The sequence below is a fragment of the Mycobacterium sp. RTGN6 genome (assembly GCF_033804605.1).
In the GTDB taxonomy this organism is placed as follows: domain Bacteria; phylum Actinomycetota; class Actinomycetes; order Mycobacteriales; family Mycobacteriaceae; genus Mycobacterium.
In genome coordinates, this window is the sequence record NZ_JAPZKZ010000010.1 from 71,373 (window position 1) to 96,586 (window position 25,214).

29 protein-coding genes are annotated in these 25,214 nt (G+C 67.4%); 18 read left to right on the forward strand and 11 right to left on the reverse strand.

Annotation, left to right across the window (positions count from 1 at the left end; genetic code table 11):
- Positions 1-75: 75 nt before the first annotated feature.
- Both SLQ33_RS23615 and SLQ33_RS23620 read right to left on the reverse strand, forming a co-directional pair.
- On the reverse strand, positions 76-1,236 hold the full coding sequence (locus SLQ33_RS23615; protein WP_319456315.1) for a glycosyltransferase: 1,161 nt from the start codon (positions 1,234-1,236) through the stop codon (positions 76-78).
- Between the two features lie 160 nt (positions 1,237-1,396).
- Positions 1,397-2,083 (reverse strand): acyltransferase, encoded by a 687-nt coding sequence (locus SLQ33_RS23620; protein WP_319456316.1) that lies wholly within the window; start codon positions 2,081-2,083, stop codon positions 1,397-1,399.
- Between the two features lie 175 nt (positions 2,084-2,258).
- Between SLQ33_RS23620 and SLQ33_RS23625 the strand changes: the two genes are divergently transcribed.
- The 8 genes from SLQ33_RS23625 (at position 2,259) to SLQ33_RS23660 (ending at position 10,395) form a co-directional block, all read left to right on the forward strand.
- Positions 2,259-3,896 carry an acyl-CoA carboxylase subunit beta gene (locus tag SLQ33_RS23625; RefSeq protein WP_319456317.1) on the forward strand — a complete coding sequence of 546 codons (1,638 nt, stop codon included), beginning with the start codon at positions 2,259-2,261 and terminating at the stop codon, positions 3,894-3,896.
- A 76-nt stretch (positions 3,897-3,972) separates the two neighbouring features.
- Positions 3,973-4,254, forward strand: coding sequence for an acyl-CoA carboxylase epsilon subunit (locus SLQ33_RS23630; protein WP_319456318.1), 282 nt, complete (start codon positions 3,973-3,975; stop codon positions 4,252-4,254).
- A 28-nt stretch (positions 4,255-4,282) separates the two neighbouring features.
- Complete coding sequence (locus SLQ33_RS23635) at positions 4,283-4,921, forward strand: Maf family nucleotide pyrophosphatase (protein WP_319456319.1); 639 nt, start codon at positions 4,283-4,285, stop codon at positions 4,919-4,921.
- Positions 4,922-5,154: 233 nt separating this feature from the next.
- Positions 5,155-6,177 (forward strand): GDP-mannose 4,6-dehydratase, encoded by a 1,023-nt coding sequence (gene gmd, locus SLQ33_RS23640; RefSeq protein WP_319456320.1) that lies wholly within the window; start codon positions 5,155-5,157, stop codon positions 6,175-6,177.
- Between the two features lie 5 nt (positions 6,178-6,182).
- Complete coding sequence (locus SLQ33_RS23645) at positions 6,183-7,154, forward strand: GDP-L-fucose synthase (protein WP_319456568.1); 972 nt, start codon at positions 6,183-6,185, stop codon at positions 7,152-7,154.
- A gap of 31 nt (positions 7,155-7,185) precedes the next feature.
- Complete coding sequence (locus SLQ33_RS23650; protein WP_319456321.1) at positions 7,186-8,073, forward strand: sulfurtransferase; 888 nt, start codon at positions 7,186-7,188, stop codon at positions 8,071-8,073.
- Positions 8,070-8,480, forward strand: a complete 411-nt coding sequence (locus SLQ33_RS23655) for a SufE family protein (protein WP_319456322.1) — start codon at positions 8,070-8,072, stop codon at positions 8,478-8,480. The genes SLQ33_RS23650 and SLQ33_RS23655 overlap by 4 nt, the downstream gene beginning before the upstream one ends.
- 118 nt (positions 8,481-8,598) lie before the next feature.
- The gene (locus tag SLQ33_RS23660; protein ID WP_319456323.1) at positions 8,599-10,395 is read left to right on the forward strand and encodes an acetyl/propionyl/methylcrotonyl-CoA carboxylase subunit alpha; all 1,797 of its coding nucleotides are present in this window, start codon (positions 8,599-8,601) and stop codon (positions 10,393-10,395) included.
- A gap of 92 nt (positions 10,396-10,487) precedes the next feature.
- On the opposite strand, the gene SLQ33_RS23665 is transcribed toward SLQ33_RS23660, so the two are convergent.
- A complete protein-coding gene (locus SLQ33_RS23665; RefSeq protein WP_319456324.1) occupies positions 10,488-11,171 on the reverse strand; it encodes an SDR family oxidoreductase in 684 nt (227 codons plus the stop codon).
- A 30-nt stretch (positions 11,172-11,201) separates the two neighbouring features.
- Between SLQ33_RS23665 and SLQ33_RS23670 the strand changes: the two genes are divergently transcribed.
- Positions 11,202-11,534: a hypothetical protein gene (locus SLQ33_RS23670; protein WP_319456325.1), complete on the forward strand. Its 333-nt coding sequence runs from the start codon at positions 11,202-11,204 to the stop codon at positions 11,532-11,534.
- Positions 11,531-12,517 (forward strand): malate dehydrogenase, encoded by a 987-nt coding sequence (locus tag SLQ33_RS23675; protein WP_319456326.1) that lies wholly within the window; start codon positions 11,531-11,533, stop codon positions 12,515-12,517. The genes SLQ33_RS23670 and SLQ33_RS23675 overlap by 4 nt, the downstream gene beginning before the upstream one ends.
- A 42-nt stretch (positions 12,518-12,559) precedes the next feature.
- Here SLQ33_RS23675 and SLQ33_RS23680 read toward each other — a convergent pair whose 3' ends face one another.
- Together SLQ33_RS23680 and SLQ33_RS23685 are read right to left on the reverse strand one after the other, a co-directional pair.
- The gene (locus SLQ33_RS23680) at positions 12,560-12,865 is read right to left on the reverse strand and encodes a hypothetical protein (protein WP_319456327.1); all 306 of its coding nucleotides are present in this window, start codon (positions 12,863-12,865) and stop codon (positions 12,560-12,562) included.
- A 90-nt stretch (positions 12,866-12,955) separates the two neighbouring features.
- Complete coding sequence (locus SLQ33_RS23685) at positions 12,956-13,492, reverse strand: NTP transferase domain-containing protein (protein ID WP_319456328.1); 537 nt, start codon at positions 13,490-13,492, stop codon at positions 12,956-12,958.
- Positions 13,493-13,525: 33 nt separating this feature from the next.
- On the opposite strand from SLQ33_RS23685, the gene SLQ33_RS23690 reads away from it, so the two are divergent.
- From SLQ33_RS23690 to SLQ33_RS23710, 5 genes are all read left to right on the forward strand, one after another.
- On the forward strand, positions 13,526-15,439 hold the full coding sequence (locus tag SLQ33_RS23690) for a solute carrier family 23 protein (protein ID WP_319456329.1): 1,914 nt from the start codon (positions 13,526-13,528) through the stop codon (positions 15,437-15,439).
- Positions 15,440-15,964 (forward strand): 2-oxo-4-hydroxy-4-carboxy-5-ureidoimidazoline decarboxylase, encoded by a 525-nt coding sequence (uraD, locus tag SLQ33_RS23695; protein WP_319456330.1) that lies wholly within the window; start codon positions 15,440-15,442, stop codon positions 15,962-15,964.
- On the forward strand, positions 15,961-16,281 hold the full coding sequence (gene uraH, locus SLQ33_RS23700; protein WP_319456331.1) for a hydroxyisourate hydrolase: 321 nt from the start codon (positions 15,961-15,963) through the stop codon (positions 16,279-16,281). The genes uraD and uraH overlap by 4 nt, the downstream gene beginning before the upstream one ends.
- A 3-nt stretch (positions 16,282-16,284) precedes the next feature.
- Positions 16,285-17,184 (forward strand): factor-independent urate hydroxylase, encoded by a 900-nt coding sequence (pucL, locus tag SLQ33_RS23705; protein ID WP_319456332.1) that lies wholly within the window; start codon positions 16,285-16,287, stop codon positions 17,182-17,184.
- A gap of 168 nt (positions 17,185-17,352) precedes the next feature.
- Positions 17,353-17,760, forward strand: coding sequence for an STAS domain-containing protein (locus SLQ33_RS23710; protein ID WP_319456333.1), 408 nt, complete (start codon positions 17,353-17,355; stop codon positions 17,758-17,760).
- Here the strand turns inward: SLQ33_RS23710 and SLQ33_RS23715 are convergent.
- Both SLQ33_RS23715 and SLQ33_RS23720 read right to left on the reverse strand, forming a co-directional pair.
- The gene (locus SLQ33_RS23715; RefSeq protein ID WP_413467757.1) at positions 17,731-18,456 is read right to left on the reverse strand and encodes an RNA polymerase sigma factor SigF; all 726 of its coding nucleotides are present in this window, start codon (positions 18,454-18,456) and stop codon (positions 17,731-17,733) included. The genes SLQ33_RS23710 and SLQ33_RS23715 overlap by 30 nt on opposite strands.
- Before the next feature lie 62 nt (positions 18,457-18,518).
- Positions 18,519-18,977 (reverse strand): ATP-binding protein, encoded by a 459-nt coding sequence (locus tag SLQ33_RS23720; RefSeq protein ID WP_413467752.1) that lies wholly within the window; start codon positions 18,975-18,977, stop codon positions 18,519-18,521.
- 412 nt (positions 18,978-19,389) lie between these two features.
- Between SLQ33_RS23720 and SLQ33_RS23725 the strand changes: the two genes are divergently transcribed.
- Positions 19,390-19,632: a CsbD family protein gene (locus SLQ33_RS23725; protein ID WP_319456336.1), complete on the forward strand. Its 243-nt coding sequence runs from the start codon at positions 19,390-19,392 to the stop codon at positions 19,630-19,632.
- A gap of 57 nt (positions 19,633-19,689) precedes the next feature.
- Here the strand turns inward: SLQ33_RS23725 and SLQ33_RS23730 are convergent, their stop codons facing one another.
- The 4 genes from SLQ33_RS23730 to SLQ33_RS23745 form a co-directional block, all read right to left on the reverse strand.
- On the reverse strand, positions 19,690-20,070 hold the full coding sequence (locus SLQ33_RS23730) for a hypothetical protein (RefSeq protein ID WP_319456337.1): 381 nt from the start codon (positions 20,068-20,070) through the stop codon (positions 19,690-19,692).
- 64 nt (positions 20,071-20,134) lie between these two features.
- Complete coding sequence (locus SLQ33_RS23735; protein WP_319456338.1) at positions 20,135-20,836, reverse strand: PAS and ANTAR domain-containing protein; 702 nt, start codon at positions 20,834-20,836, stop codon at positions 20,135-20,137.
- A gap of 17 nt (positions 20,837-20,853) precedes the next feature.
- Positions 20,854-21,165: a metalloregulator ArsR/SmtB family transcription factor gene (locus SLQ33_RS23740; protein ID WP_319456569.1), complete on the reverse strand. Its 312-nt coding sequence runs from the start codon at positions 21,163-21,165 to the stop codon at positions 20,854-20,856.
- 11 nt (positions 21,166-21,176) lie between these two features.
- Positions 21,177-21,602 (reverse strand): SRPBCC domain-containing protein, encoded by a 426-nt coding sequence (locus tag SLQ33_RS23745; protein ID WP_319456339.1) that lies wholly within the window; start codon positions 21,600-21,602, stop codon positions 21,177-21,179.
- A gap of 145 nt (positions 21,603-21,747) precedes the next feature.
- On the opposite strand from SLQ33_RS23745, the gene SLQ33_RS23750 reads away from it, so the two are divergent.
- A complete protein-coding gene (locus SLQ33_RS23750) occupies positions 21,748-22,581 on the forward strand; it encodes an FAD binding domain-containing protein (RefSeq protein ID WP_319456340.1) in 834 nt (277 codons plus the stop codon).
- The gene (locus SLQ33_RS23755) at positions 22,578-25,172 is read left to right on the forward strand and encodes a molybdopterin-dependent oxidoreductase (RefSeq protein WP_319456341.1); all 2,595 of its coding nucleotides are present in this window, start codon (positions 22,578-22,580) and stop codon (positions 25,170-25,172) included. The genes SLQ33_RS23750 and SLQ33_RS23755 overlap by 4 nt, the downstream gene beginning before the upstream one ends.
- Positions 25,173-25,214: the final 42 nt, after the last annotated feature.

Here is a 25,214-nt window from a genome sequence, read left to right on the forward strand (position 1 = left end):
CCTGTTTCGGTCAGTTTGGATCCGGAGTAGTTGGTCACGGCTCTAAGTGGGTGAGCGTACCTCGGTGGCAGTTGCTCACCCGGTGCGCGCCACGAGGTCTCCCACGGCGGCGTGCAACCGCTCCGAGAAGACCTCTTGGCTGAACTGCTGAACGTGGTTGCGCACCTTGTCGGCGTCGAACTTCATCGACTCGAAGCGGTCGACGGCGCCGCCGACGGCGTGGGCGGTCGGTTCCTCGAAGTACATTCCGCTGACGTCCTCGTGGATGGTGTCGAGGAACCCGCCGAACCGCAGGGCGATCGCCGGCCGACCCCAGACCCCGGCCTCCAGTGGGGTGAGGCCGTAGTCCTCGTAGCTTGCGGCGATGATCGCCTTGCAGTTCTTGTACAGCCACGCCAGCGCCCCATCCGACAGGTCGGACAGCATCATGACGTTGTCGGTCTTCATCGCGTGAAGCCGGTGAGCCTGCGGGCCGCGCCCGACGACCACCAGTCGCCGGTCGGCCCCGGCGAATGCGCGGACGATCGCATCGACGTTCTTGTAGGGCAGCAACCGCGAGACGACGAGATAGAAGCTGCCGTCCTTGTCGTCCGCGGCGGGGCCGAGCCAGTCGAGCACGTCGGCGATGGGTTCGACGTCGTCGGCCGCCACCGTCGACACCGGCGGGAACACCACCTGTGCGTCGATGCCGTAAGCGTCGGCGATTCGACCCTTGATCTGAGTGGAATTCGCCAAATAGAGGTCACCGCTGCTGGCAGCCTTGCGATCCCATGCCTTTAGGTAGCCAGACGTAGCCCGAAGACCCATTCGTGCGACGGCGCCTGCGTTGTCACCGAGGTATGCCTCGGACTGGTAGAGCCAGCGCGCAGGTGAATGGCAATAGACCAGTTTCCGGCCGCTCGTCCGGAATCCGTGGGCCCAACCGCTACTGCTCGTCAGCACGACATCGGCGTCGACGAATATCGACTGCGCGAGCAACGGGAAAATGGGAAGTGCGGCCCGATGGTGTTTGCGCAGCGCGCGCACTTTGTTGATCGCCGGCACGCGAACGTCCAAATCCCGAAATTCGGGAAATGTCGCATCCGGGTCATAGAGCATCGTGTAGATCGGCGCGTCGGGAAATGCCTTGCTCATATTGAGCACGGTCTTCTCGGCGCCGCCGAGTTGCGTCAAGTAATCGTGCGCAATGGCTATACGCGGGCCGTTCGGGCTGATCAGCGGGCGCTCTGGGGACACGGTGGAGGGACCTCGTTGGCTGGGGCTTGGGGCATCGCATCGACACCTACGTCGCGGGCCTTACTGTACACGCGAGTGCTGGATCAGTCCTATTGTCCGCGCGGCGTGGCAAACACCCACGGAGCAGTCCGCCGCTCCTGCCGGGCCGCTCGAATCAAGATCAGAAGAGGGGCACGCGGAACTTGCCGCTGTATTGCAGCGCGTCGGGGTTGCGCTGCCCGATGACCTTCGCGGGGACGCCGCCGACGATCGCCAGCGGGGGCACCTCCTTGTTGACCACGGCGTGAGCGGCCACCACGGCGCCCCGTCCGAGCAGGCTCGGCAGGATCATCGCCCGGCTGCCGATCCACACGTGGTGGTCGATGACGATGGGGTCGGGCGGATTTGGCGCAGGGGGGAAGTCGGGGTGGTTGATGTCGTGACCACCGGCGATGATGTGCGTGTCGCTGGCGATGATCACGTCGTCTCCGATGGCGATGCCCGCCCTTGCGTCGAGCAAGCACCGAAAACCGATCGAGACGCGCTCGCCGATGACGAGGTACGGGATCGACCAGACGTTCGTGCCCCGGTTGATGGCCGAGTCCTTGCCGATCGACGCACCGAACAACCGCAGGTAGGCCTGCCGGACGAAATGGAACGGAATGTAGGTGATCAGGTTGTTGTACAACCACGCGGCGTACAAGTCGCGAACTCGGTGAAACACCGTATCGCCCGCAAGTTGGTAATCGACGATGTGACCTTCGTCATCAAGCACCCACTCCATCCGCGGAGGGACTCGAACCTTCGGGTTGATCTCACGCTTGCGCGCGATGACCTCTGGGTCTGACGCTTGCGGTTCGATGAACATGCGCATTTGCTCCTGTCACGAATTCGCGACCACCATAACGTTCTTCGGCGCGTGATTCGCGACGGTTGCCAGCAACCGTCGCGCGTTGCGACGCGAGGAGCGTCCGCGGGCCCGGCCAAATTTTTCTAAGGGCTGCTTAAGAGGGGGGCCGGTCCTGTCGCTACGATCGACCACCATGACGAGCGTTACCGACCCCTCGCTGCCTGCCACGTCGAACGAGATCGACATCCACACCACGGCAGGCAAGCTGGCCGACCTCCGCAAGCGCGCCGAACAGGCACTGCACCCGGTCGGTGAGGGTGCCGTCGAGAAGACCCACGCCAAGGGCAAGCTCACGGCGCGCGAGCGCATCCTCGCGCTGCTCGACGAGGGCTCCTTCGTCGAGCTCGACGCGCTGGCCAAGCACCGCAGCACCAACTTCGGCCTCGAGGCGAACCGCCCGGTTGGCGACGGCGTCGTCACCGGATACGGCACCGTCGACGGCCGCGACGTCTGCGTGTTCAGCCAGGACGCCACCGTGTTCGGCGGCAGCCTCGGCGAGGTGTACGGCGAGAAGATCGTCAAGGTGCAGGAGCTGGCCATCAAGACCGGTCGCCCGCTGATCGGCATCAACGACGGCGCCGGCGCCCGCATCCAGGAGGGCGTCGTCTCGCTCGGCCTCTACAGCAAGATCTTCCGCAACAACATCCTCGCGTCGGGCGTCATCCCGCAGATCTCGTTGATCATGGGCGCCGCGGCCGGCGGCCACGTCTACTCCCCCGCGCTCACCGACTTCGTCATCATGGTCGACCAGACCAGCCAGATGTTCATCACCGGACCCGACGTCATCAAGACCGTCACGGGCGAGGACGTCACCATGGAGGAGCTCGGCGGCGCGCACACCCACATGGCCAAGTCGGGCACCGTGCACTACGTCGCCTCCGGCGAGCAGGACGCGCTGGACTACGTCCGCGACCTGCTGAGCTACCTGCCGCCCAACAACTACGCCGACCCGCCGCGCTACCCCGCGCCGCCGCATCCCGGCGCCATCGAGGACAACCTCACCGACGAGGACCTCGAACTCGACACGTTGATCCCCGATTCGCCGAACCAGCCGTACGACATGCACGAGGTGATCACCCGCATCCTCGACGACGACGAGTTCCTCGAGGTTCAGGCCGGGTACGCGGGCAACATCCTCGTCGGGTTCGGCCGGATCGACGGGCGGCCGGTCGGCATCGTCGCCAACCAGCCCACCCAGTTCGCGGGTTGCCTGGACATCAACGCCTCCGAAAAGGCCGCCCGGTTCGTGCGGACCTGCGACTGCTTCAACATCCCCATCGTCATGCTGGTCGACGTGCCAGGCTTCCTGCCTGGCACTGACCAGGAGTACAACGGCATCATCCGGCGCGGCGCCAAGCTGCTGTACGCCTACGGCGAGGCCACCGTGGCCAAGATCACCGTCATCACCCGCAAGGCCTACGGCGGCGCCTACTGCGTGATGGGCTCCAAGGACATGGGGTGCGACGTGAACGTCGCGTGGCCGACGGCCCAGATCGCCGTGATGGGCGCCTCGGGTGCGGTCGGCTTCGTCTACCGCGGTCAGCTGAAGAAGGCCGCCGCCGACGGCGAGGACGTCGACGCGCTGCGGCTGGAGCTCCAGCAGGACTACGAGGACACTCTGGTCAATCCGTACGTCGCCGCCGAGCGCGGGTACGTCGACGCGGTCATCCCGCCGTCGCACACCCGCGGCTACATCGCCACCGCGCTGCGGCTGCTGGAGCGCAAGGTGGTTCAGGTGCCGCCGAAGAAGCACGGCAACATCCCGCTGTAAGACCCCCCAGCGATTTCGGCGCGTTTTCGCCCGCTGAGCGTCCGTATCCGCGCCGAAATCACCGAAGGAGCCGCACATGCCACAGCACGTCGACATCACCGAGGTCAGCGATCCCAGGGACATGACCATCGACGATCCCGCCGCGACGTCGCCACCCCAGCTTCGGGTGCTGAAGGGCAAGCCCACCGACGACGAGGTGGCTGCCCTGATCGCCGTTCTCGCCGCCGCGGGCGGGGGGCCGTCGGAGCCGGGTCCGCAGGAGCTCAATCCGTGGGGCCATCCGGTCGACAAGCTGCGCTACTCGGTGTTCAGCTGGCAGCGCGTGACGCTCGTCGAAAGAACCCACATGCGGCGATGATGAGCCGCGTGCGCGAAGAAAATCGTTCATGACCCGAGTGGTGCTTGGGTCCGCGTCGCCGGGCCGTCGAAAGGTGTTGCGCGGGGCGGGTATCGATCCCCTGGTCGTCGTCTCCGGCGTCGACGAGGACGCGATCGTCGCCGCCCTAGCGAACTCCGGTCCCGGTGAGCTCACCACCGCCTTGGCGGCCGCCAAGGCTAGGGCCGTCGTCAGCGTGCTCGACCCGGACGTCACGGCCGACTGCGTGGTGATCGGCTGCGATTCGATGCTGTTCTACGACGGAACGCTGCGCGGTAAGCCCGAATCGGAGTCGGCCGCATTGCAGGACTGGCGGCAGATGGCGGGCGGCTCGGGCGACCTGTACACCGGACATTGCGTCATTCGCTTGCGCGACAACGCAATCGAGTGCGAACTGGCCGAGCATTCCCGCACCACCGTGCACTTCGGAAACCCACCCCCGGACGAGTTGGCGGCGTACGCCCGCACCGGCGAGCCGACGGCGGTGGCGGGCGGCTTCACGCTCGACGGACTCGGCGGCTGGTTCGTCGACGGCGTCACGGGTGACCCGTCGGCCGTGATCGGCATCGGGCTGCCGCTGATGCGGACGCTCTTCGAGCGTGCGGGACTCTCGATCTCGGCGTTGTGGGCGGCCAACCCGGTGGCCTGAGCGGCCGACGACCCGCAGGGCAAACTAGCGCACCAAATCGATTTGTGTTCTGTGGCCACTCGTCCACCTCGCGTTTGCCGGGATGTACGAGTGACCTTGCCCACGCTCATCGCCCTCGAACAGGCAAAACACCCCCTCGTCGCGACAATTGCTTCCCATGCTGACATTATTTGCCATAATCCCACCAGGTGGAAATTTGGCAAACCACATCAAGCAGCGCAGGAGTCGCGTCCATGAAGAAGGCATTGATCACGGGCATCACCGGCCAGGATGGCTCGTACCTGGCCGAACTGCTGCTGGCCAAGGGGTATGAGGTCCACGGGCTGATCCGCAGGTCGTCGACGTTCAACACCACTCGGATCGATCATCTGTACGTCGACCCGCACGAACCCGGCGCACGCTTCTTCCTGCACTACGGCGATCTGTCGGACGGTGCGCGGCTGGTCACGCTGATCGCCCGCATCAATCCCGACGAGGTGTACAACCTCGCGGCCCAGTCGCACGTGCGGGTCAGCTTCGACGAGCCCGAGCACACCGCCGACACCACGGGGTCGGGCACCACCCGGCTGCTGGAGGCCCTGCGCATCGCGAACGTCGACGCGCGGTTCTACCAAGCGTCGAGCTCGGAGATGTTCGGCGCGTCGCCGCCGCCCCAGGACGAGAACACCCCGTTCTACCCCCGCTCCCCGTACGGCGCCGCGAAGGTGTACTCGTACTGGATCACTCGCAACTACCGGGAGGCGTACGGGATGTTCGCCTGCAACGGCATCCTGTTCAACCACGAGTCGCCTAGGCGCGGCGAGACCTTCGTGACCCGCAAGATCACCCGCGCCGCTGCGCGCATCAAGGCCGGCGTCGAGCAGCACGTGTACCTGGGCAACCTCGACGCCATCCGCGACTGGGGCTACGCGCCGGAGTACGTCGAGGGCATGTGGCGCATGATGCAGGCCGACGAGCCCGACGACTTCGTGCTGGCCACCGGCGGCGACTACACGGTGCGCGACTTCCTCGAGGCCGCGTTCACCCACGCAGGACTCGACTGGCGCGAGCACGTGCGCTTCGACGACCGCTACCTGCGGCCCACCGAGGTCGACGCGCTAGTGGGCGATGCGACCAAGGCCGACGTCGTGCTGGGTTGGCGCCCACGGGTGCAAACGCCGGAGCTCGCCAGGATCATGGTCGAGGCGGACATCGCCGCGCTCGAGTGCCAGGGCAAGCCCTGGATCGACACGCCGCTAGTGGAGTCGTGGGGTTGACCACCATGGAGACCGTCGACTTCACGCCGGGCGCGCTCGATCGCGCCGTGCCGACGTTCGTCGCCGGGCACCGCGGCATGGTGGGCTCGGCGATCCTTCGCAAGCTGGACGACGAGGGCTTCTCTTGTCTGTTGGCGCGTCCGCGAAGTGAGCTCGACCTGACCGATCGTCGCGCGGTGTTCGAGTTCTTCGGTGCGACGCGGCCAGAAGTCGTGGTGCTGGCGGCCGCCCGAGTGGGCGGCATCCTGGCCAACAGCACCCGTCCGGTCGACTTCATCTCCGAGAACCTGCAGATCCAGGTCAACGTGCTGGACGCGGCCCTGCACACGGGCGTGCGCAGGCTGCTGTTCCTTGGCTCGTCGTGCATCTACCCGAAGTTCGCGCCCCAGCCGATCACCGAGGACGCGCTGCTGACCGGTCCGTTGGAGCCCACCAACGACGCGTACGCCATCGCCAAGATCGCGGGCATCCTCCACGTCCAGGCAGTCCGTCGCCAGTACGGATTGCCGTGGATCTCGGCGATGCCGACCAACCTCTACGGCCCCGGCGACAACTTCTCGCCGATGTCCAGTCACGTGGTGCCCGCGCTGATCCGTAGGTACGACGAGGCACAGTCGGACGGCAGTCCCTTCGTCACCAACTGGGGCAGCGGTAATCCCCAGCGCGAGCTGCTCCACGTCGACGACCTGGCGAGCGCGTGCCTGCATCTGCTCGAGCACTTCGACGGGCCGCAGCAGGTCAACGTCGGCACCGGGGCGGACCACACCATCGCCGACATCGCCGACGTCGTCGCGACGGCCATCGGCTACTCCGGCGAAACACGCTGGGACACAACGAAACCGGACGGAACACCGCGCAAGCTGCTCGATGTCAGCACGTTGACCGACAGCGGTTGGCGGCCGAGCATCTCCCTGATTCAAGGCATCGTCGAGACGGTCTCCTGGTACCGGTCGAACCAGGCGTCATTGCGGAGCTAGCGCATCCGCGGCATGCCAGTAGGCTTTCAGTGTGCCTTTGCCCACAGACCCAGACCGCGCCCTTGCCGCCTACGCCCACCCAGAGCGGCTCGTCACCGCCGACTGGCTGGCCGGCAACCTCGGCCGTAAGGGCCTGGCGATCGTCGAGTCGGACGAGGACGTGCTGCTGTACGACACGGGCCACATCCCTGGTGCGGTGAAGATCGATTGGCACACCGACCTGAATGACCCCCACGTCCGCGACTACATCGACGGCGCCGAGTTCGCGAACCTGATGGACCGCAAGGGCATCGCCCGCGACGACACCGTCGTCATCTACGGCGACAAGAGCAACTGGTGGGCGGCCTACGCCCTGTGGGTGTTCACCCTGTTCGGCCACCCCGACGTTCGGCTGCTGGACGGCGGGCGTGACCTGTGGGTCTCCAACAGCCGCGACACCACCCTTGAAGTGCCGTCGAAGGCCACCACCGGCTATCCGGTCGTCGAGCGCAACGACGCCCCGATCCGCGCCTTCAAGGCCGACGTGCTCACGATCCTGGGCAAGGAACCGCTGATCGACGTGCGGTCACCGCTCGAGTACACCGGCGAGCGCACCCACATGCCGGACTATCCCGAAGAGGGGGCGCTGCGGGGTGGCCACATCCCGACCGCCAAGTCGATTCCGTGGGCCAAGGCCGCCGAGGACAGCGGACGCTTCCGCAGCCGAGCCGAGCTCGACGAGCTCTACGGGTACCTCACCCCCGACGACAAGACGGTGGTGTACTGCCGCATCGGCGAGCGGTCCAGCCACACCTGGTTCGTGCTGACCCATCTGCTGGGCCTGCCTGGCGTGCGCAACTACGACGGCTCGTGGACGGAGTGGGGCAACGCGGTGCGGGTACCTGTCGCCGTCGGAGAAGAGCCTGGCGACGCGCCATGACGATGACTGGCGCGCTGGCCGAGGTGGTGTCGGACTTCGCCGAGATGCAGGGCCAGGACAAGCTGGCGCTGCTGCTGGAGTTCGCAGGCGAACTTCCGCCGCTGCCCGCCGATCTCGAAGAGGCGGCCATGGAGCCGGTGCCGGAGTGTCAGTCGCCGCTGTTCCTGCACGTCGACGCCGATGATCGCGAGCACGTCAGGTTGTACTTCAGCGCGCCCCCGGAGGCGCCGACGACGCGTGGGTTCGCCGCGATCCTGGCGACCGGGCTCGACGACCATTCGGCCGAGGAGATCCTCGCCGTGCCCGACGACTTCTACTCCGAACTCGGGTTGGCCGCCCTGATCAGCCCGCTCCGACTAAGGGGTATGGCGGCCATGCTGGCCCGCATCAAGCGGCACCTGCGCTGAGCCGCTCACCCTTACCCGCCGGTAACCAGCACCGGCTCGCCGGGCTGGTGTCGCGCCGCCTAAACTGCCCCAGATACATTCTTAAAGACGTTTCTTAGACATGCCACCAGGAGGCGCAGTGCCCAGTCACGCCAGCTCGAGGATCTCGAAGGTGCTCGTGGCCAACCGCGGGGAGATCGCCGTCCGGGTGATCCGGGCAGCCAAGGACGCCGGGCTGGCCAGTGTGGCCGTCTACGCCGAGCCGGACGCCGACGCGCCGCACGTTCGGCTCGCCGACGAGGCCTTCGCCCTTGGTGGCCAGACCTCCGCCGAGTCGTACCTGGTGTTCGCGAAGATTCTCGCGGCCGCCGAGAAGTCCGGTGCCAACGCCATCCACCCCGGCTACGGGTTCCTCAGTGAGAACGCCGACTTCGCGCAGGCCGTCATCGACGCCGGGCTGATCTGGATCGGCCCGAGCCCGCAGTCGATCCGCGACCTCGGCGACAAGGTCACCGCCCGCCACATCGCCGCCAAGGCGAAGGCGCCGTTGGTGCCCGGCACGGCCGAACCGGTGAAGGATGCCGACGAGATCGTCGCCTTCGCCAAGGAATTCGGCGTTCCGATCGCCATCAAGGCGGCGTTCGGCGGCGGCGGCCGCGGCATGAAGGTCGCCCGCACCATCGAGGAGATCCCCGAACTGTTCGACTCCGCGACTCGCGAGGCCGTCTCGGCGTTCGGTCGCGGCGAGTGCTTCGTCGAGCGCTACCTGGACAAGCCGCGCCACGTCGAAGCGCAGGTCATCGCCGACACGCACGGCAACGTCGTCGTCGCGGGCACCCGCGACTGCTCGCTGCAGCGCCGCTTCCAGAAGCTGGTGGAAGAAGCGCCTGCCCCCTTCTTGACCGACGCGCAGCGCAAGGAGATCCACGAGTCCGCCAAGCGCATCTGCAAGGAAGCCGGTTACTACGGTGCGGGCACCGTCGAGTACCTGGTCGGTCAGGACGGCCTGATCTCGTTCCTCGAGGTGAACACCCGGCTTCAGGTGGAGCACCCGGTCACCGAGGAGACCGCGGGCATCGACCTGGTGCTGCAGCAGTTCAAGATCGCCAACGGCGACGCCCTTGACATCACCGAGGACCCGACGCCTCGCGGCCATTCCTTCGAATTCCGCATCAACGGTGAGGACGCGGGCCGCGGCTTCCTGCCCGCCCCCGGCCCGGTGTCCAAGTTCGAGCCGCCGACGGGCCCGGGCGTGCGCCTGGATTCCGGCGTCGAGACCGGTTCGGTCATCGGTGGCCAGTTCGACTCCATGCTGGCCAAGCTGATCGTCACCGGCGCTACCCGCGACGAGGCGTTGGCCCGGTCGCGCCGTGCGCTGGCCGAGTTCAACGTCGAGGGCCTCGCGACGGTCATCCCGTTCCACCGCGCCGTGGTGGCCGACCCGGCGTTCATCGGCGACGGCGACGGCTTCGACGTCCACACCCGCTGGATCGAGACCGAGTGGGACAACACCGTCGAACCGTTCACCGGTGGTGACCCGATCGACGAGGACACCGCGCCACGGCAGACGGTGGTCGTCGAGATCGGCGGACGCCGCGTCGAGGTCTCGCTGCCCGGCGACCTCGCCATCGGCGGCGGTGGCGGAGGGGCCGCTGCGGGCGCCATCCGCAAGAAGCCGAAGGCCCGCAAGCGTGGCGCCGCGGCCGGTGCGGCAGCGTCCGGCGACTCGGTGACCGCGCCCATGCAGGGCACCGTCGTCAAGGTGGCCGTCGAGGAGGGCCAGACCGTCGCGGCCGGTGACCTCGTCGTCGTGCTCGAGGCCATGAAGATGGAGAACCCGGTCACCGCCCACAAGGACGGCACCATCACCGGACTCGCCGTCGAGGCGGGCGCCGCAGTTACCCAGGGCACCGTCGTCTGCGAGATCAAGGACTAGCCGCCCCGGCCCCAACCACCTCGCCGACACTGCGGGGAGATCGCGATTCCGCTTGGATTCGCGATCTCCCAGCAGTTTCGGCGCGTGGGCGTTCAGTCGGTGACCACCAGGCTGGTCTGCGCCAGCGTGGTTCCGAAGTAGGTGGCGTCGGGATCGACGACGACGGTCTTGTCGGGTGCCTTGCCACGCGCGAGCTCGGCGAAGGACAGTTGCTCCGGTCCGCCTATGTCCTCGACGCCGTTGGTGGGCCTGCCGACGGCGACCCGGATCACTGCCGCCGCAACGTCATCCGTGGGGATCGGCTGGATCAGCGCGTCCGGCACGCGGACGGTGTCGCCGTCGGTCATCGACCCGACAATGGCGTCGGTGAACTCGACGAACTGCGTGGCCCGCACGATCGAATAGGGCAGGCCCGACGTCGTGACGAGCCGCTCCTGGGCAACCTTGGCCCGCATGTAGCCGCTGTCGGGTAGGCCGTCGACACCGACGATCGAGAGGACCACGTAGTGGCCCACTCCGGCGACCTTGGCCGCGGCGGTCAGGTTGTTCGTCGACGTCGTGAAGAACTCCAGCACCGCATCGTCGGAGAACGACGGCGAATTGGTCACGTCGATCAACACGTCGGCACCGGCGAGGGCGTCGCCGATGCCGTCCCCGGTGAGCACATCGGCGCCGGTCGAGCGTGACGCGGCGACGACCTGGTGTCCCCACGCGGTGAGCATTGCGCCAACCTTGGTTCCGATGAGACCGCTGGCCCCCATGATGGTCAGTTTCATGGTGTCCAAGCATATGGAACGCTTGGGCGCGTGGAACCAGTCGAGATCAACAACGGTCAGTGGTATCTACGAGCGCTGCGCTACGACGATCGCGTCGACGACCGTCCCGCGCTCGCCGACCTCGGGGAAACCGACCTCGACTACATTCACGACGCCGAGGACGGCTGGGCGGACGACACCAGCTACACCTGGGCGGTCTGCGAACCGTCCACCGGCGAACTGCTCGCCGAGATCACCCTCGACCCGACGACAGCGTACATGCACAGCAGGGCGCGACCCGGCCACCAGGACGCGGCGGCCATGGCCGAGGACACCGTCCGGCGCTACGCCTCGGAGGTGCTCAACATTCGGGTCCACACGTGACCTCGCCGAAGGTCGTCACCGTCACGGGAGCGGCGGGCCAAATCGGCTATGCGGCGCTGTTCCGCATCGGCGCGGGCGCGCTGCTCGGCCGCGGCGTTCCGGTGACGCTGCGGCTGCTCGAGCTTCCTTCGGCGGTGCGCGCTGCCGAGGGCGTCGTGATGGAGCTCGTCGACAGCGCCTTCGAGCTGCTCGCCGGCGTCGAGATCCACGACGACCCCGTGCGTGCGTTCGACGGCGTCGACGTCGCGCTGCTGATCGGTGCCAAGCCGCGCGGCAAGGGCATGGAGCGCGCCGACCTCCTCGCGGCCAACGCGGCGATCTTCGCCGATGCGGGCCGCGCACTGAACGCAGGCGCGTCCGACGACGTGCGGATCGCGGTCGTCGGCAACCCGGCGAACACCAACGCGCTCGTCGCGTCTGCGCACGCACCGGACATCCCTGCCGAGCGGTTCACCGCGCTGACGCGGCTCGACCACAACCGTGCCGTGGCCGCGCTCGCGGCCCACGCCGGCGTGCACGTGGCCGACGTGTCGAAGGTGACGGTGTGGGGAAACCACTCCCCGACCATGTACCCCGACATCTTCCACGCCGACGTCGCCGGGCGCCCTGGGGCCGAGTACGCGGCCGACACCGACTGGCTGACAACCGATTTCATTCCCACCGTAGCCAAGCGCGGCACCGCGATCATCGAGGCGCGGGGCACGTCCTCGGCGGCCTCGGCGGCCAACGCCGCGATCGACCACGTGCGGGACTGGGTCGACGGGACGGACGTCGACGACTGGACGTCGGTCGCCCTGCCGTCACCCGGGGTTTACGGCATTCCCGAGGGCGTGGTGGCCTCGCTACCCGTGCGCGCGGTCGGCGGAGCGTGGCAGGTGGTCGAGGGGCTCGACGTCAACGAGTTCTCACGTGCTCGCATCGACGCGTCGGTGGCCGAGCTCGCCGACGAGCGCGAGGCGGTGGCCGCGCTCGGCTTGCTCTAGGTTGATCACCATGTCGCACTGACACTTTCGGGTGTTCGCCGGTTAGCACCCCAAGAATCGGCAGGTTGCGTTGGTGTCCTCGCCTGCGACCAAGCGCCAGTTGCCGCCGCGGCCGCCGTCTTCAACTTTGAGTCCAACGATCTGAGGTGGATATCCGCGCACGGGTGCGTAGAAGTTGTGGCAGACGTTCCAGTCCCAGTCGACTTCTACGAAACCTCCGGGGACTGGCTGGCCCGGACACCAGGTACCCGACGTGGGTTCTGCTTGGGCGATGCCGGCGCCCAGCCCGAATGAGGCCAGACCCATCCCGCCCGACACCAGTGCCGCTACTGCGATTCGTCGCATCATGTTGATTCACCTCTGTGGTCGATGATCGTGATTGGTGACAAGAGTGTTCACCCGACCGCTTGGGAAATTCTTGATAGTCCAAAACTGGAGCTAGGGCACGTCGACGTCCACACCCGTCGCGAGATCGCCGCACTCGACGGCCACCACGTCGGTGCGGCCCGCGAGGAAGCTCCGCGCGCCCTCGTCGCCCGCCAGCGTGGCCTCGAGCTCTGCCCAGTGCCGTCGCGCAATCACGACCGGATGACCGGGCCGGCCGTCGTAGGTTGCCCGGGCCAGCCCCGAAGTCGCCGCTGCGCCGACCACCCGAGCGACCACGTCGGCGCCGACGTCGGGCGTGTCCACGAGGTGCAGCACCGCCAGCTCCGCGTCGGAGATCGCGGCCAGCCCCGCCCGGATCGATGCGCTCATGCCGTCGGCCCAGTCCCGCGCCACCACCGCGCGGGCGGGCGCAGGCACGTCGACCACGGCCGCACCGAGCACCACGACGACGTCGTCACAGGACCCACTCAACGCGTCGACCGCCGTGCGCAGCCACTCCCCTTGTCCGGCAAGCACTTTCGGCATTCCAAAACGCGTGCCAGCGCCAGCGGCCAGCAGTACGCCTGCGACGATCGACGCTCTCGACATGCGGATATTCTCGTCCTGAACGATTCTGGGCACATGTCTGCCCCCGAAACGGCGTCCGTAGCCAGCAAGTCGAAACGCGTGCATCCCGTCGACGAGTTACTACCGATCCCCAAGTTAGCAACATACGGCTTCCAGCACGTCGTCGCCTTCTACGCGGGCGCCGTGCTGGTGCCGATCCTCATCGCCGGGGCCATCGACCTACCGCAGGACCAACTGGTCAAGCTCATCACCGCCGACCTCTTCACGTGCGGCATCGCCTCGATCATCCAGGCGGTCGGGTTCTGGAAGATCGGCGTGCGGCTTCCACTGCTGCAGGGCGTGACGTTCGCCGGCGTGTCGCCGATCATCGCGATCGGGCTGGCGCATGGCGGCGGCGCACCGAGCCTGCTCTACGTCTATGGCGCGGTGATCGTCGCGGGTGTCTTCACGTTCCTGATCGCCCCGATCTTCATCAAGCTGCTGCGGTTCTTCCCGCCCGTCGTGACGGGCACGCTCATCACGATCATCGGGCTGTGTCTGGTACCGGTGGGCGCACTGGACGCCGTCACCAATCCGCATACACACCAGACGGATCCGTCCAACGCGCGCTGGCTGCTCTACGCGTTGGGCACCATTGCCGTCATCGTCGCGATCCAGCGGCTGTTCCGCGGGTTCATGGCCACCATCGCCGTGCTGCTTGGCCTCGTCATCGGCTGCGCGGTGGCATTCGCGTTGGGCGACATGAACTTCGACAAGGTCGGACAGGCCTCCGCATTCGGGTTCACCCAGCCGTTCCTGTTCGGCATGCCCAAGTTCGACTTCGCGGCGTGCCTCACGATGATCATCGTGCTGTTGATCACCGCGGTGGAGTCGACCGGAAGCACCATGGCCACCGGCGAGATCGTCGGCAAGCGCATCAAGGCCTCCGACATCGGCAACGTGCTACGCGCCGACGGCCTGGCCACCGCGATCGGCGGCGTCTTCAACTCGTTCCCGTACACCGCGTTCTCGGAGAACGTCGGGCTGGTGCGGCTCACCGGCGTCAAGAGCCGCTGGGTGGTGGCCGCCGCGGGCGTCATCATGATCCTGCTCGGGTTCCTGCCGAAGGTCGCCGCGGTGGTGTCGTCGATCCCGAATCCCGTACTGGGCGGTGCGGCGTTGACGCTGTTCGCCACCGTGGCCGTCGTCGGCATCCAGACGCTGGGCAAAGTGGACTTCACCGACCACCGCAACCTGATCATCGTCACCACCAGCATCGCGCTGGCCCTGTGGGTGACGTCGTATCCCGACGTCGCCAAGGCGGTGCCGTCCGGCGTCGACCTGCTGTTCGGTAGCGGCATCAGCATCGGCGCGATCACGGCGATCCTGCTCAATGTGGTGTTCTTCCACCTCGGTTCGAGGGGCCCGCGCGTGGCCGGCGGTGGATCCATCACACTCGACGAGGTGAACTCCATGACGAAGGAGCGCTTCACCGAGGTCTTTGGCCACGTCGTGCAGGACGTGCCGTGGGCGGTCGAGCGGGCGTTTGAGCAGCGTCCGTTCGCCGACACCAAGGCACTGCGCGAGGCGTTCCAGGACGCCGTGCTCACCGGGTCCTCCGAGCAGCAGGCGGAGTTGCTCAACGCGTTCCACGACCTGGGCGCCGAGGACGAGACCGGGCACGCCCTCGCCGTCGACCACGTAGCACTGTCGAATCTCGACGAGGACGACCACAACGACGTCGTCGAGCTGGCGACGGCCTACCGGGAGCACTTCGGGTTCCCGTTGATCATCTGCGCGAAGGAGACCGAACGGTTCGACCGGGTGCTGCGCAACGGGTGGTCGCGCATGGACAACTCGACCGCGGCGGAGAAGGCGTTCGCGCTCATCGAGATCGCGAAGATCGCCAACTACCGGTTCACCGACTTGGTCGCCGACGCCAACCCCATCGCCGCGGCGCGATTCGGCCGGCTCAACGAGTTGCAGTAGATGCCCGTTCCCGCACTGGGCCTCGACGGGTTCAATCGCAGTAGCGAGCGGCAGCGCATGCACCTGCTGTTCGGGGTCTGCTCATCGCCGATCTGGGCGCGCCGCGTGCTGGCTGGCGGACCGTTCGCCGAGGTCGACGCGCTGCTGGACCGCGCCGACCGGGTACTCGCCGAACTGTCCGACGCCGAGCTCGACGTCGCGCTGGACGGTCATCCCCGCATCGGCGGCAAGGTCGACAACGCGTCGTCGGCGCGCGAGCAGGCCGGCGTGGCGACCGCGGCCGACGAAGTGCGAGCGGAGTTGGCCGCACGCAACCGCGAGTACGAGGACCGATTTGGATACGTGTACCTGGTCTGCGCCAGCGGACGGTCCGCCGAGGAACTACTGGCCATCCTGACCGAGCGATTGGGCAACGATCCCGAGACCGAACGCCGGGTCATGCGCAACGAATTGGCCAAGATCAACCGGTTGCGCCTCGAACGCCTACTGAGCGAGCCACCAAGCGAGGCAGGATCGGGCACATGAGCATCTCGACCCACGTCCTCGACGCCGCGACCGGCCTGCCCGCCGCCGGTGTGCCCGTCACGCTGCTGGACGCCGACGACACCGTGCTGGACCGCGAAGTCACCGACGCCGACGGCCGCGTCGGTCGCCTTGGCGACGAATCCGCGCCCGGCGTATACCGGCTTCGGTTCGACACCGGGGCCTACTTCCGGGAGCGGGGAGTCGCGACGTTCTACCCGGAGGTCTCGATCACGTTCGAAATCACCGACGCCGCAGCCAAATACCACGTTCCGCTGCTGCTGTCGCCGTACGCGTATTCCACCTATCGAGGGAGCTGACCCGTGTCGGACATCATCCTTGGCAAGAACCAGTACGGCAAGGCCGAGAACCGGGTGGTGCGGATCTACCGCGACACCCCCCGGCACGAGATCCACGACGTCAACGTATCCACCTGTCTGCGTGGGGATTTCAGCGCGGCGCACCTCACCGGCGACCAGTCCGACGTGTTGCCCACCGACACCCAGAAGCAGACGGCCTACGCGTACGCGAAGGAGAAGGGCCTGACGTCCATCGAGGAGTACGGCCTGGCTCTGGCGCGGCACTTCGTGCACGACGTCGAACCCGTACAGGGCGCGCGCATCGAGCTCGACGAATATGCCTGGGAGCGCGCGGTTGTCGACGGCTCCGAGCACGACCACACCTTCATCCGCAAGGGCCAGGAAGTGCGCACCGCCGCGGTCACCGTCGATGGCGACGGCGAGTGGGTCGTCGGAGGGCTCAAGGACCTCGTCATCCTGAAGTCGACGGGCTCGGAGTTCGCGGGTTTCCTGAGCGACCCGTACACGATCCTCGAGCCGACCCACGACCGGGTGATGGCGACGTCGCTGGTGGCGCAGTGGCGTTTCACGACCACGGACACCGACTGGGACGAGGTGTACACGGGGGTGAAGACCCAACTGGTGAAGCAGTTCGCCGTCGTTCAGTCCCTTGCCCTGCAGCAGACGCTGTACCACATGGGCAAGGCCGTACTGGAGCAGTTCCCGCAGCTCGCGGAGGTCAGGCTGTCGGCACCCAACAAGCACCACTTCGTCTACGACTTGTCCCCGTTCGGGTTGGAGAATGCCGGCGAGGTGTTCCACGCCGACGACCGGCCGTACGGGCTCATCCAGGCCACCGTGACCCGCAGCGACGCCCCTCCCGCGGGCCTGGCCTGGGAGCTGCAGCAGGGCTGGCTGGCCTGAGCGCCCGTCACCTTGGCGGTTGGTCGATGCCGGTGAAAGCGCGTAGGGTTGCACTCAGGTTGAGTCACCAGCCGTTTGGAAGCGTCATTGCGGCTTTGAGACGCAGGGCCCATCACATTTTGACGTGAACCACAGGACGAATCTCCGATTTCGACTGATGGAGTCACAATGTCTACCGCTCATCGCACTATTCCCAGTTCATCGAGATCCGCCGCCCACTTCGCGACTCGGTGGCTCCCGCCGTCGACGGCGATCGTCACGGCGCACGGCGAAGTGGACGCCGCCAACGCGGACGAGCTCTTCGCCTATGCAGCAAGCCACTCCGGACGGATGACCCAGTTGGTGCTGGATCTCACCGGCGTCGAATTCTTTGGCACGGCGGGCTTTTCGGCGCTGCACACGCTCAACGCGCGCTGTGCGGCCGACGCAGTCGAGTGGGTCTTGGTGCCCAGCCCGGCCGTCAACCGGCTGCTGTTCATCTGCGATCCGGAGTCCGCGTTGCCGGTGCAGCCCACCATCGAGGTCGCGCTCGGCGAGCCGCCTCGGCTACTCCAGCTGGTCGCGGAGTTGCGCTAGCGACTTCGCCAGCAGCCGGGAGACGTGCATCTGGGAGATGCCGACGCGTTCGGCGATCTGGGTCTGCGTCATCGACTCGAAGAACCTGAGCAGCAACACGGTTCGTTCGCGTTCGGGAAGGCTGGCGAGCAGCGGGCGTAGCGCCTCGCGGTTCTCGATTTGGTCGAGGTTCGCGTCGAGGTCACCGAGCGTATCGGCGATCGCGGGCGCCTCCTCGGTGCCGCTGCTGCTGCCTCCGTCGATGGACAGCGTGTTGTAGGAGCTGCCCGCGATGAGGCCCTCGACGATCTCTTCGCGGTCCATCTCGAGTTCCTTGGCCAGCTCCGACGGCGTTGGTGCGCGGCCGAGCCGCTGCGACAGCTCCGCGGTGGCGGTACCGAGCCGCAGGTGCAGCTCCTTGAGCCGCCGCGGCACCTTGACCGACCAGCTGTTGTCGCGGAAGTGCCTGCGAACCTCGCCCATGATGGTCGGCACCGCGAACGACACGAAGTCCGAGCCAGCATCGACGTCGAACCGGATCACGGCGTTCACGAGTCCGACGCGGGCCACCTGCACGAGGTCGTCACGCGCTTCGCCGCGGCCGTCGAACCGCCGCGCGATGTGATCGGCCAGCGGCAGGCAACGCTCCACGATGCGGTCGCGCTGGCGCTGGAACTCGGGCGCGCCCTCGGGCACTTCCCGAAGCGTCTGGAACATCTCGACGACATCGGCGTATTCAGAGTTCGATCGCGCAGACGAACCCTTGGCTGACTTCGGGCTCACCGCAGCGAGCCCACTCGTCTCGTCGTCATGGAAATACCGAACACGCCGCCCTCGCCGGGCTCCTGACCGTCCTGGAAGGTGGTCACCTCGTCGGTCAGCGAACTCAGCACGTGCCAGCTGAAGCTTCCCGGGGCCATGATGTCGGACGTCGTACACGTGGTCGACGCCTTGATCTTGAGATCGTGCTCCGACGGTTGGACGGCCACCACCAACGTCGCGTCGTCCGCGGCCGAGCGGATCAGCCGGGTGCACGCCTCGTCGACGGCGAGCCGGAGATCGGCAACCGAATCCATGTCGAGGTCTTCGAAGGTGGCCACCGCGGCGATCAGCGTGCGCAGCACGGCCAGGTTCTCCAACTTGGCAGCAACCCGGAACTCGACCTCGTTCTCCACGCGTCCTCCTGGTGATCCCCAGGCGACATTACTCCCGGTGGAATCCCAGCTAACCACGGACATTCCGTTCACTAGCGGCTCCAGACGGGTGATTGGTGTCGACGGTCGTCGCGCAGGACTCGTCGATGGCGCCGGTGGGCGGGAGACTGCCGGATGTCCGGCTAGGACGCACTGTGCGCAAGTGACAAACCTCCTCTTGGTCGTGGCAAGAGTGCCCAAACCGCCCGGGTTCGAAACCGCTGCCCATGACGGTCGGCGCGGCCACTTGGCGTTGCCCGTGGGCGGCCCCCGAGTGACGCATCAAAATCATTGATGATCAACGTGATTGAGCCAACTTCGCCATGTGCGTTTGGCATCGGGAGCAGCCGGGAACGCCATTGTTGCGTGTGGACAACGATCCCACGCGGCCCCAAGCGGGCCGTCGAGCTCCAGAATCGGGCTCACGACGAACCATCCAACGATCGAAGGGTTCATCATGACCGACAAGGACACTGGTCCGGAAGCAGCCGTCAAGGGCGTCGTCGATGACGTCAAGGGCAAGGCCAAGGAGGCCGTCGGCACCGTGCTGGGCAATGACGACCTCAAGCACGAGGGTCAGGCTCAGCAGGACAAGGCCGACGCCGAGCGTGACGTGGCCAAGAAGGAGGCCGAGGCCGAGGCCTCCCGTGCCGCCGCGTCGGCCGCGGAGACGCGCGAAGAGGCGCATCGCCGCGCATAACCCCCGATGACGATGGCCCGGCCGGATCGCTCCGGTCGGGCCTTCGCTCGTCGGGGCTCAGCTGGCAAACCCGGCGATGGGAATCAGGCTCATCGTCATCACGACGAGCATCAGCGTCATCAGAAACCAGCCCGCACCCTGCCAGGCCCACCACGTCTGCTCGCTGCGCCACGTTTGATACGTCCGCACGAACGCGCGCAGTCCACCGACCAGCAGGATCGCCGGTGCGCCCAGCGCCAACAGGGTGCGCTGCGGTGCACCGCACGACACGGTGTCGGCAGTGGCGCCGCCGCACGTACTGACCCAAAAGGCGGCGGTGACCAGGAAGGCGACGGCCGCGACGGTGACGCCTGCAGCGAACCGAACAGCGTGCCGGACGTTCGCGTCGTCGGGCCGGAAATCGCTGAGATGTCGGAGGTCATGGGGATTTCGATACACCGCGCACCTGTCCACGTTCTGGGTGTCTGAGTGTTCCCCTTCGCCGACAAGCGCAAACGCGCGGTCAGGGGATGCGAAGGTGCGCGGTCAGCAGCAGCCGGTCGTATTCGGACCGCGGCGGAAGGACGTCTTCGTACTGCAGTCCGAGGAAGTCCTCGACCACTTGTTCCGCCAGCAACCGGAGCTTGACGTTGGACTCCTGCGACCGCCACTTCAGCAACTCGAAGGCCGACTCTCCGGTGATCCGGTAGATCAGCATCAACATGCCCTTGGCCTGTTCGATACCGCTCCTGGCCTCGGCGATCTCCGCGACGGCCTCGGTGACGCTTTCCTCGCGGGCCTCGGTAATCGACGGGGTGACGTCGACGTAGAAGCCGTCGGTGCCGATCACGACGCCGGCGTCGTCGACCATCTGGTCACCGACGACGACCACGTAGTGGACGTCCCCACGGGTGTCGATGATGCGGTGGCGGGTGCTGAAGGCGCCCGCGGTGCGCTTGATCTCGTCGAGCGTCGCCGCGACCTGGCCGTAGTCGTCGGGATGCTTGTGTGACAGCACCAGGCGGGTAGTCGGCGATACCGTCCCCGGCTCGTAGCCGTGCATCCGCTCGACCTGGGGCGACCACTCCCAGCGCTCGTCGGCGAAGTAGAACCGGAACCAGCCGACGCGCTGGAGCTCGTCTTCGGCGAGGGCGTGTTCGACGGCCGCCGTGCGTTGCGCGCCGTCCGGAGTCTGCCCCTCGTACTCGGAGGGCTCATCCGTCATGACAAGCACATTAGCCTTCAATCTGGCCGCTCCGCGATCGACTTGATGGCCTCGAGCCGCTGGTCCCAGCGTCGGCCGATGGCGTCGAGCTGGTCGGCCAGCGCGCTGAGCCGCGCACCCAACGCCCGATAGCGCAGCTCGCGGCCGGCCCTGACGGACTCGACGAGGCCGGCCTCGGACAACACGGCCAGATGCTTGGCGATGGCCTGCCTGCTGACGGGCAGCCGTGCGGCCAATGCGCTGGCCGAGAGGTCGGAGCGGCCGAGCTCGGACAGGATGCGCCAGCGGGTCTCGTCGGCGAGCACCGAGCACACCGCTGGCACGTCCATCCCGTCATCGCTCACGAGGCTTCGACGAACTCCACGAGCTCGCCCAGTTCGGCCTTCCAGCCACCGGTGTTGTCGTCGTGCGCGGACTGTGGCTCGGGAAGCTCGTCGAACCCGGTCTCCAGCAACGTCAGCCGGGTGCCGTCGGCGAGCTCGATGAGGTCGAACCGGACGACGGTCGAATTGCCCGGTACCGGATCGACGTCGGCATCGCGGGCCCACCGGTAGACGAGGGTCTTGGGCTTGTCGACGTGTTCGACCACGACGCGGTGGCGGCCGTGCTGCGTCCAGCCGAAGTAGCCGGTCCCGCCCGGGGTGGCGTCGAATTCGCAGGAGTCGCCGAACCATTGGGCGACGAGGTCGGCTTCGGTGAGCGCCGCCCACACCTTCTCGGGCGTGGCCTTGATGTCGATGCTTCGGGTGATGTCGAGTGTTGCCATGATCGGCTCCTGTCGGGGGTCGTGGTCTTGATGTGCAACTCCACGATTGCACATCGTCGTCGGTTTATGCAACCCCCGAGTTGCAGATGATTCGGGGCACGCGTTCCGCCATGCACGCGGCGCGGGCCTTGACTACCGTCAACAGGTGGACCTGAACACGGTGGAGGCGGTCGTCACGCCACGCACCAGGGCCGAACTGTGGCCGCTGGGGGCAGGCGACGCGGTGCTGGCCGGTGGCACGTGGTTGTTCTCCGAACCGCAACCCCACCTGCGCCGCCTGGTGGACCTCACGTCGCTCGGCTGGCCACCGATCACGCTGAGCGACAACGGCATCGAGCTCGCCGCGACGTGCCCGCTGGCTCAGGTCTCGGAACTGTCGACGACGCTGCCCGCGGCCAGGCCGCAGTGGCAGGCCGCACCCCTGTTCCACCAGTGCTGCACCGCACTGCTGGCCTCGTTCAAGATCTGGCGCACCGCGACGGTCGGCGGCAACGTCTGCCTGTCGTTCACCGCCGGGTCGATGATCTCGTTGGCCTCGGCGCTGGGCGGCGAGCTCGAGGTATGGCGATCGGACGGCGACGACTACCGCGTGCCGATCACCGACTTCGTCACCGGTGCGGGTACCAACGTGCTGGCCGCCGACGACGTGCTCCGGTCGATTCACCTTCCCGCCGCGCCACTGCGCGCGCGCACCGCGTACCGCAAGCTGGCTCCCTCCCCGCTGGGCCGCTCCGGAATCGTGGTGATCGCGCGGCGCGACACCCCTGGCGACGGAGGCGGATTCACGTTGTCGATCACGGCGGCCACGGTGCGGCCCGCGGTGTTCACGTTTGCGTCCGTCCCCGACGCCGACGCCGTCAGGGCGGCGCATGCGAGCATCCCTGACGACGCGTGGACCGACGATCCGCACGGCGACCCGGACTGGCGTCGCGCGATGGCGCTGTTGCTCGCCGAGCAGGTGCGGGCGGAGTTGTCGTGATCGTCAACGGTCAACCCGTGGCGGGCCAACCGCGAGCCGGGCAGTGCCTGCGCACCTTCCTTCGCGAGCACGGTCGCTTCGACGTCAAGAAGGGTTGCGACGCAGGCGATTGCGGCGCGTGCTCGGTCCTGGTCGACGGCGCCGCCGTGCACTCGTGCGTGTACCCCGCGTACCGCGCGGCGGATCGGGAGGTCACGACGGTTGCCGGGCTGGGCACACCCGACGACCTGCATCCGATGCAACGCCGCTTCGTCGAGGCGGCGGGGTTCCAGTGCGGCTTCTGCACGGCGGGCATGGTGACCACGACGTCGGCATTGACTCCCGCCCAGCTTGACGATCTCCCCCAGCAGCTCAAGGGCAATCTGTGCCGCTGCACGGGCTACCGAGCGATCACCGACGCCCTCGGCGGTGCGGTCAACACCAAGAAGGCCGGTGTTGCGGGCGACTCGGTCGGCGCCCCCGCCGGAATCCGCGTCGTCACCGGCACTGAGCAGTACACGATGGACCACGCCCCCGCCGGACTGTTGCACATGGCCGTGCTGCGCAGCCCGGTGCCACACGCGAAGATCGCGTCGCTCGACACCGCTGCGGCGCAACGCATTCCGGGTGTGCACCTGGTGCTCACCCACCACGACAGCCCACCCGTCGCCTTCTCGACGGCGCGGCACGACAGCAGGCTCGACGACCCCGACGACTCATACGTGCTCGACGACACCGTCCGGTTCGTGGGGCAGCGCGTCGCCGCGGTCGTAGCCGACGACATGGCCGCTGCGGAAGCGGCATGCCGGGCCATCCGGGTGGAGTACACGCCGCTGCCCGCCGTCTTCGACCCCGACGTCGCACGCTCTGCCGGCGCCCCACTGGTCCACGGCGACAAGGGCGCGGACGCGCGCATCTCCGACACCAGCCGCAACATCGTCGCCGAATTACACGGGGGCGTAGGCGATCTCGATGCCGGTATCGCGGCGGCCGAAGCGTCGGGGGGCGCGGTGATCCGCGGTCGGTGGAGTACGCAACGCGTGCAACATGCTCACCTGGAGACGCACGGCTGCACGGGCTGGCGAGACGAGCGGGGCCGCTTGGTGATCCGCACGAGTTCGCAGGTGCCGTTCCTGGTGCGCGACGAGTTGTGCCACGTGTTCGGCCTCGACCGCGAGCAGGTGCACGTGTTCACCCGACGGGTGGGCGGCGGCTTCGGTGGGAAGCAGGAGATGCTCACCGAGGACCTCGTCGCGTTGGCGGTGCTGCGGTTGGGCCGACCGGTGCGCTACGACTTCACCCGGTCCGACGAGTTCGTCGCCGCGCCGTGTCGCCACCCGTTCCGCGTCGACGCGACCGTCGCGGCAGGAACGGACGGCGTGCTGACCGCGTTGGCCGTCGACGTGCTGACCGACGCGGGGGCCTACGGCAACCACAGCCCGGGCGTGATGTTCCACGGCTGCGGCGAATCGGTGTCGGTGTACCGGTGTCCGAACAAGCGGGTCGACGCACAAGCCGTGTACACCAACAACATTCCGTCGGGCGCGTTCCGCGGCTACGGCCTCGGTCAGGTCATCTTCGCCGTCGAGTCGGCGCTCGACGAATTGGCGCTGGAGCTCGGCATCGACCCGTTCGAATTGCGCCGCCGCAACGTCGTCGTGCCTGGTGACGCGTTCACGGATTCGCACGTGGCCGACGACGATCTGACGTTCGGCAGCTACGGCCTCGACCAATGCCTCGACCTCGCAGAGCATGCGTTGGCGGTGGGCAACGGCGTGGCGGCGCCGGACGGGCCGCAGTGGCGCGTCGGAGAGGGCATGGCGGTCGCCATGATCGCCACCATCCCCCCACGCGGCCACTACGCCGACGCGTCGGTCTCACTCGACACCGACGGCGGGTACACGCTGTCGGTCGGCACTGCGGAATTCGGCAACGGCACGTCGACGGTGCACGCGCAGCTGGTTGCCACCGAGCTGAACGTGCCCATGGACCGCGTCCACTTGCGCCAATCCGATACCGACGCAACGGAGTACGACACGGGTGCCTTCGGCTCGGCGGGCACCGTCGTCGCCGGGCTTGCGGTGCAGGCGGCCTGCCGAGACCTGCGGGACCAGTTGGCGGCAGGCGGCTCGGCGCCGCTGGTCGGCCGTGGCCGTCACGACGGAACACCCCGATCGGTGGCGTTCAACGTGCAGGCCTTCCGCGTGGCGGTCGACGTCGAGACCGGCGAGGTGCGGATCCTGCAGTCGGTCCAAACGGCGGACGCGGGCGTGGTGATGAACCCCGAGCAGTGCCGCGGCCAGGTCGAGGGTGGTGTCGCCCAGGCGATCGGCTCGGCGCTGTACGAGGAGATGCTGGTGGGCCCCGACGGGGCCGTCACCACCAAGGACCTGCGCAACTACCACATTCCACAGCTCGCCGACGTTCCGCCGACCGAGGTGTACTTCGCCGACACCTACGACGCGCTGGGGCCGCATGGCGCCAAGTCGATGAGCGAGTCGCCGTACAACCCGGTCGCCCCTGCCCTGGCCAATGCGATCGCCCGGGCGTGCGGCGCACGGATGCGTCAGCTCCCGATGACGCCCGCCCGAGTGTGGCGCGCCCTCCAGTAATCTCTCCGCCGAAAGTACGGTTGTTGTACGCAAACTGCGAGT